We start from the raw sequence: 6,178 nt of genomic DNA on the forward strand, positions 1-6,178 counted from the left end.
TGATGTCGCTTACCCCCCTTCGTCCACGTGTTAAAGTCTGTGGCATCACCCGTCCTGAAGATGGTCAAGCCTGTGCCGCACTGGGTGCTGACGCCATTGGCTTGGTATTTTATCCGCCTAGCCCGCGTGCGGTGACGGTGGCACAGGCGCAGGCAGTGGTGGCGGCATTGCCGCCGTTTGTGACGGTGGTGGCGCTGTTTGTCGATCCCACTGTCGAAGAGGTCAATCACGTCCTAGAGGCCGTGCCGATTGATGTTCTACAGTTTCATGGTGATGAATCCGCTGCCTTTTGTCGTCAATTCCATCGCCCCTACCTCAAGGCAGTACGCGTTCAGGCGGGGCTGAATCTGCTACACTACGCCTCCTTATACCCCGATGCCCGTGCTTTATTAACCGATGCCTACCAACCTGGTGTGCCGGGGGGAACGGGACATCGCTTTGATTGGTCTTTACTTCCTGAATCGTTGCCGTTGCCGTTGATTCTGTCCGGTGGCCTCGATCCAGACAATATCGCCTTAGCAGTGGCGCAGGTGAAACCTGCTGCTGTGGATGTCTCCAGTGGTGTGGAAGCAGCCAAGGGCATTAAGGATGCTGCCAAAGTGGCGGCTTTTATCGCAGGAGCATGTTATGCACCCTTATGATTTGCCGGATGAACGTGGCCATTTTGGCCGTTACGGCGGCGTGTTTGTTGCCGAAACCTTGATGACGGCATTAGAAGAGTTAAAAACCGAATACGCCAAAGCAAAAGCCGACCCCGCTTTTATGGCCGAATTTCACCATGAGCTGGCGCATTATGTCGGTCGTCCTAGCCCGATTTATCATGCCCAGCGCTGGTCTGCTGCCTTGGGTGGTGCACAAATCTACCTCAAGCGTGAAGACTTAAATCACACTGGTGCCCATAAAATTAACAATGCCATTGGTCAGGCACTGTTGGCGCGCCGGATGGGTAAAAAACGGGTGATTGCTGAGACTGGCGCCGGTCAACACGGCGTGGCAACGGCTACCGTGGCCGCCCGTTATGGCATGGAATGTATCGTGTATATGGGGGCAGAAGATGTGCAGCGCCAAGCGCCCAACGTCTTCCGCATGAAACTGCTTGGTGCCACAGTGGTACCGGTGGAATCGGGCTCGCGCACTTTAAAAGACGCGCTGAACGAAGCCATGCGCGATTGGGTGACCAATGTGGATTCGACATTCTATATCTTAGGGACGGCGGCTGGCCCACATCCTTACCCGATGATCGTGCGTGATTTTGTGTCGGTGATTGGCGAAGAATGCTTGACCCAAATGCCTGCCATGTTGGGACGACAACCGGATGCCGTGGTCGCTTGTGTGGGTGGTGGTTCCAACGCCATCGGCATTTTCTATCCTTACATTCCTCATCCGGATGTTCGCCTGATTGGGGTGGAAGCCGGTGGTGATGGCGTTGAAACGGGCCGCCATGCCGCCCCATTAAATGCAGGCCGACCAGGTGTCTTACATGGTGCACGGATGTATCTGATGCAGGATGAAAATGGTCAGATTGCCGAGACCCATTCGGTATCGGCTGGCCTCGATTATCCGGGTGTTGGCCCTGAGCATAGCTATTTGAAAGACATTGGCCGCGCTGAATATGTGGCAGTGACCGATAGCGAAGCCTTGGCTGCCTTCGATGATTTATGTCGATTCGAAGGGATTATCCCCGCCTTAGAGTCTAGCCACGCTTTGGCCTATGCCAAAAAACTGGCCCCAACCTTGCCGGCCGATCAGGTTATTCTGGTCAATCTGTCGGGACGTGGTGATAAAGACATCAATACTGTGGCACGGATGCGGGGGTTGGAACTGTAATGGACAATCGTATTGATCGTTGTTTTGCTGGATTACAAGGGCGGAAGGCCCTGATCCCCTTCATCACTGCTGGTGACCCTGATGCGACACAAACGGTGCCGCTGATGCAGGCTTTAGTGGCCGGAGGTGCTGACATCATTGAATTGGGGATTCCGTTTTCCGATCCGATGGCCGATGGTCCAACCATTCAACGGGCCAGCGAACGCGCCTTACAGCGTGGCATGACCTTGAATAAGGTATTGGCGTTGGTGGCTGAGTTTCGTCAACATAACCAACACACGCCTGTGGTATTGATGGGTTATCTCAACCCATTAGAGGCGATGGGCTATGCTGAATTTGCCGCAGCGGCACAGGCAGCGGGGGTGGACGGGGTGTTGACCGTGGATTGTCCACCGGAAGAAGCCGATGAGCTGGCGCCTGCATTACAGGCACAAGGCTTGGCACCGGTGTTTTTAGTGGCACCAACGACCCCACTGGCACGCGTACAGGCCTTGGCAAAACATGCACAAGGTTATGTCTATTATGTGTCGTTAAAAGGGGTCACCGGCGCAGCAACGCTCGATCCACAAGCGGTGGCTCAGCGTGTTAATGAATTGAAAACCTTAATTCCACTCCCGATTGGGGTGGGATTTGGCATCCGCGACGCCGCCAGTGCGCGCGCGATTGGTGAGGCAGCCGACGCTGTGGTCATCGGTAGCCGTTTGGTCGAAGAAATCGAACGCTCTGGGGCGCAGGCTGCACACAATCTCACCGAATTTTTATCTGGTATCCGTGCAGCATTGGATGCCTAATTCGTAAAAAAACTTACTTAACAAACGCTCCCGCCCGCCTTCTCGCGGGCGGTTGTGTTGTGGAGGCTCCATGAGCTGGTTAAACAAGCTATTGCCACCGAAAATCAAGAAAGACAGTAAAACCAACAAGTCCGGTGTGCCGGAAGGGTTGTGGAGTAAATGTTCTGCCTGTGAAGCGGTGTTGTATCACACCGATTTGGAAAACAATCAACATGTTTGCCCCAAGTGCAACCATCACAATCCATTATCGGCACGCGCACGTTTAGAAGTGTTATTGGATGAAGAAGGCCGGCGTGAAATCGGTGCTGAAGTGGTGCCAATGGATATTTTGAAGTTTAAAGACAGCAAAAAATATCCTGACCGCTTAGTCGCAGCCAAAGAAGACACCGGCGAAGAAGATGCTTTGGTGGTGATGCAAGGCAGTATTCTGACCCATCCGATTGTGATTGCTGCATTTGAATTTCGTTTTATCGGTGGTTCGATGGGTTCGGTGGTGGGAGAGCGTTTTGTGCGCGGTGTCCAAGCTGCCGTTGAAGCCAATGCACCTTTTGTTTGTGTGTCTGCCTCTGGTGGTGCGCGGATGCAAGAAGGGTTAAATTCATTGATGCAAATGGCAAAAACCAGTGCTGCTTTGCACCTGTTATCAGAAAAACAACTGCCATTTATTTCGATTCTGACCGACCCGACAATGGGTGGTGTATCGGCCTCGTTTGCTTTCTTAGGTGATGTGGTATTGGCTGAGCCGGGGGCGTTAATTGGTTTTGCTGGCCCACGAGTGATTGAACAAACCGTACGCGAAACATTGCCAGAGGGTTTCCAACGCGCTGAGTTTCTGTTGCAAAAAGGGGCGATTGATATGATTGTTGACCGCCGGCAAATGAAACAGCGCTTGGCCGATTTGGTGACATTGTTGATGAAACAACCTGCAGTTGCTTAAAAAACAGCCTATTCACAAAGGAAATAAGAGATGAGTCAAGTCTTTGAAAACGTCAGCGTTAATAAACTGGCGAATGTCTATTTTGATGGCAAATGTGTCAGCCACAGCCTGACGTTGGCGGATGGTACAAAAAAATCAGTCGGTGTGATTTTGCCGGCAAACTTAACATTTAACACTGCTGCTGCCGAAGTGATGGAGCTGTTGCAGGGGCAATGCCGTGTGACCTTGGCTGGTGAAAGCGAAGCCCGCAGCTATCAGGGCGGTGAATCTTTCTCGGTGCCAGCTAATAGCAGCTTCCAAATTGAAGTGACAGAAACGTTGCATTATGTCTGCCACTTCGCCTAAGTAGTTTAGGGGTTAGGCATGGGGGTGTAAGTTCAAACGCTCACATGCCGCCACAATTTCAGTCGCCTGTTGTAGCAAAGTCAGGTGACTTTGTTGTGCTTGTTGTTGTAACCATTCTGCTGCTTGTTGCCGTGTTATATGATGGCGTTCCATCAAAATCCCGACTGCTACAGCAATTAAATGTTGTTTATTGCCACCGGCTTGCCCTGCCAAAGTCGTGGCTGTGGCACTGGCTGTCGCGAGGGGTAAACGTTGATAAGTACCGGCCACTGCTGTCACTAAATCTTGTGCTTCTACCGGCTTCACCAGATACGCCAAGATATTTTTGTGTTGGCAACTGAGTGGCTGTGAATCGTGATCACCCAACACCAAACAAGGTGTGTCTGGGTAGTGTGCTAAAAATTGCACCAGCTCAAAACCATTTCCATCTGGTAATGCTAAATCAATAATCGCTAGGGCGTATGGGGCCCGATTTTGCTCAATGCGTTGACGGGCATCGGCTAATGTCGGGCTGCGGCTGACTTCATAGCCAGCCAATTCCAAAGCTGTGGCTAAACCCGCAGCGAGAACACGTTCATCTTCAACTAATAACAAGCGTAGGTTGGCGGCAGTCAAGGCAAGTCTCCAAACAAGGTCGATAGCATCCCCTTATTTCGTTAGCGGAGCCTAGGCTGTCATGCCGCTGAAACAAGGTGTGGCAGAGTATCACGCCATGTTTTTTCTTTCACTACCTCACCCAACACAATAATCGCTGGACTGCCATAACCACCGGCCTCAACCTCAGCGGCCAAGCGAGAGAGTTCGCTGATTAAGATGCGTTGTTGTGGGGTCGATGCGTGTTGAATGACGGCGGCTGGCATGCTGTCTGGCATACCGGCCTGTCGCCATGCTTGACATAGCAAACCGATATTTTGCATTCCCATATACACCACCAAGGTGGTACCACCAGCCACCAGCGCCGGCCAGTTGGGTTGGGAACCATCACGGCGATGGCCGGTAATAAAAGTCACGCCTTGGGTATGGTCGCGATGAGTGAGGGGAATATCAGCCTGTGTCGCTGCGACCAAACCCGCCGTGAGGCCATTCACCACCTCACAGCCAATACCATGTTGAGCTAAAAACGCGACTTCTTCCCCACCGCGTCCAAACAACATCGGATCGCCCCCTTTTAGGCGGACGACGGTTTTCCTTTGGCGGGCATAACGCAGCATCAGTCGTTGGATAAAGTCTTGTGGTGTTGAACGACAGCCACCGCGTTTGCCGACGGGAATGATTTTGCAGTTTGCTGGCGCGAATTGCAGGATATCTGGATTGACCAAGTCATCGACCAACACCACTTCCGCCTGTTGTAAGCAGCGCATCGCCTTGATGGTCAATAACTCCACATCCCCCGGCCCCGCCCCAACTAAAAACACCTTTGCCACGTCACACTCCCCTACACAAATTTCTCTAAGGCATAAGAGTGTCAGCTTTCACTGCAATAGAGAAATATCAATTGGTTATTTGTTCATGTTTAGTTGCGGCAGGTATCGCCAAAAGTTAGCGTGGATTGGGCTTTCGGTGTTTGGTGATTCAACTTTGATATCCTCCTCGCTGTTTAGGACGAGGAGGATGCCAATTATTTACACCCAGCCATCAAACTGCATCACCGTACCAATCGCGGTAATGGCTTCGCTGCTGGCGGCGAGTTTGACAGCGAGGCCGTTACGATCGAGGGTGTTGTTTTGCAACTCCGCTAAATGGCCGTTGAGTTCGGTGGTATTGGCTTGGCGACCGTAGGTATTTTGGTACAAGGTCTGGACATAGGTGGTGTTGTCCATCTTCGCCAAGCTGCTGTTATGGGCTTGGAACCACGCAAAAACCACATCTGCTGACAGGCGACCGGCTTGATAGTCGGTGGCAGCTTGTTTGCCGAGTTGCCATTCACTGACCGACGCATCACGGTTGAGGAAGGTTTGGAACAACCGTGCTAGTGTGGCTTCTACGCCGTTATGAGTCAGGTGAAGGATGTCGCCGTTATCGAAGGCAATGGATTCCGCGTTTTGTAAGCTCAACATCGCCCCATCGTTAAGACGGGTGATTTCCAAGGCATTACCATTACGCTCCAGTGCATAGTCTGCCCGTGTGGTCGTCAGTTTGAGCACGTCATGCCCTTTGCCACCATCGACATTCAACGCCAAACCCATCGGCAAATAGCCCATTTCATCACCTTCGCTGCCGGTAAATTGGCGATTGGCGGTAACGTTGAGCACGTTTGGATCATATTCAGCGGTAAACA

8 protein-coding genes are annotated in these 6,178 nt (G+C 52.0%); 5 read left to right on the forward strand and 3 right to left on the reverse strand.

Features of this window, described 5'->3' with window-relative positions:
* The first annotated feature begins 2 nt into the window (after nt 1-2).
* The 5 genes from G465_RS0103365 (at nt 3) to ppnP (ending at nt 3,900) form a co-directional block, all read left to right on the forward strand.
* Nucleotides 3-641: a phosphoribosylanthranilate isomerase gene (locus G465_RS0103365; RefSeq protein WP_027405129.1), complete on the forward strand. Its 639-nt coding sequence runs from the start codon at nt 3-5 to the stop codon at nt 639-641.
* Nucleotides 628-1,827 carry a tryptophan synthase subunit beta gene (gene trpB / locus G465_RS0103370; RefSeq protein WP_022653077.1) on the forward strand — a complete coding sequence of 400 codons (1,200 nt, stop codon included), beginning with the start codon at nt 628-630 and terminating at the stop codon, nt 1,825-1,827. Before G465_RS0103365 ends, trpB begins: the two co-directional genes overlap by 14 nt.
* The gene (gene trpA / locus G465_RS0103375; protein WP_022653078.1) at nt 1,827-2,618 is read left to right on the forward strand and encodes a tryptophan synthase subunit alpha; all 792 of its coding nucleotides are present in this window, start codon (nt 1,827-1,829) and stop codon (nt 2,616-2,618) included. The genes trpB and trpA overlap by 1 nt, the downstream gene beginning before the upstream one ends.
* 70 nt (nt 2,619-2,688) lie before the next feature.
* Nucleotides 2,689-3,555 carry an acetyl-CoA carboxylase, carboxyltransferase subunit beta gene (gene accD, locus G465_RS0103380; protein ID WP_022653079.1) on the forward strand — a complete coding sequence of 289 codons (867 nt, stop codon included), beginning with the start codon at nt 2,689-2,691 and terminating at the stop codon, nt 3,553-3,555.
* Between the two features lie 30 nt (nt 3,556-3,585).
* Nucleotides 3,586-3,900, forward strand: a complete 315-nt coding sequence (gene ppnP, locus G465_RS0103385; protein ID WP_022653080.1) for a pyrimidine/purine nucleoside phosphorylase — start codon at nt 3,586-3,588, stop codon at nt 3,898-3,900.
* A 12-nt stretch (nt 3,901-3,912) separates the two neighbouring features.
* Here ppnP and G465_RS0103390 read toward each other — a convergent pair whose 3' ends face one another.
* From G465_RS0103390 to G465_RS0103400, 3 genes are all read right to left on the reverse strand, one after another.
* Nucleotides 3,913-4,515 carry an ANTAR domain-containing response regulator gene (locus G465_RS0103390; protein WP_022653081.1) on the reverse strand — a complete coding sequence of 201 codons (603 nt, stop codon included), beginning with the start codon at nt 4,513-4,515 and terminating at the stop codon, nt 3,913-3,915.
* A gap of 59 nt (nt 4,516-4,574) precedes the next feature.
* Nucleotides 4,575-5,324 carry a uroporphyrinogen-III C-methyltransferase gene (cobA, locus tag G465_RS0103395; protein WP_022653082.1) on the reverse strand — a complete coding sequence of 250 codons (750 nt, stop codon included), beginning with the start codon at nt 5,322-5,324 and terminating at the stop codon, nt 4,575-4,577.
* 198 nt (nt 5,325-5,522) lie between these two features.
* Nucleotides 5,523-6,178, reverse strand: a 656-nt coding sequence (locus G465_RS0103400) for a DUF4214 domain-containing protein (protein WP_022653083.1), incomplete at its 5' end; no start/stop codon positions are given.

The organism is Aquaspirillum serpens DSM 68 (assembly GCF_000420525.1).
In the GTDB taxonomy this organism is placed as follows: Bacteria; Pseudomonadota; Gammaproteobacteria; order Burkholderiales; family Aquaspirillaceae; genus Aquaspirillum; species Aquaspirillum serpens.

Excerpts from the sequence above, each read along its gene's own strand:
- G465_RS0103365 (WP_027405129.1), top strand. The coding sequence starts at position 3 with ATGTCGCTTACCCCCCTTCGTCCACGTGTTAAAGTCTGTGGCATCACC.
- trpB (WP_022653077.1), top strand. The coding sequence starts at position 628 with ATGCACCCTTATGATTTGCCGGATGAACGTGGCCATTTTGGCCGTTAC.
- trpA (WP_022653078.1), top strand. The coding sequence starts at position 1,827 with ATGGACAATCGTATTGATCGTTGTTTTGCTGGATTACAAGGGCGGAAG.
- accD (WP_022653079.1), top strand. The coding sequence starts at position 2,689 with ATGAGCTGGTTAAACAAGCTATTGCCACCGAAAATCAAGAAAGACAGT.
- ppnP (WP_022653080.1), top strand. The coding sequence starts at position 3,586 with ATGAGTCAAGTCTTTGAAAACGTCAGCGTTAATAAACTGGCGAATGTC.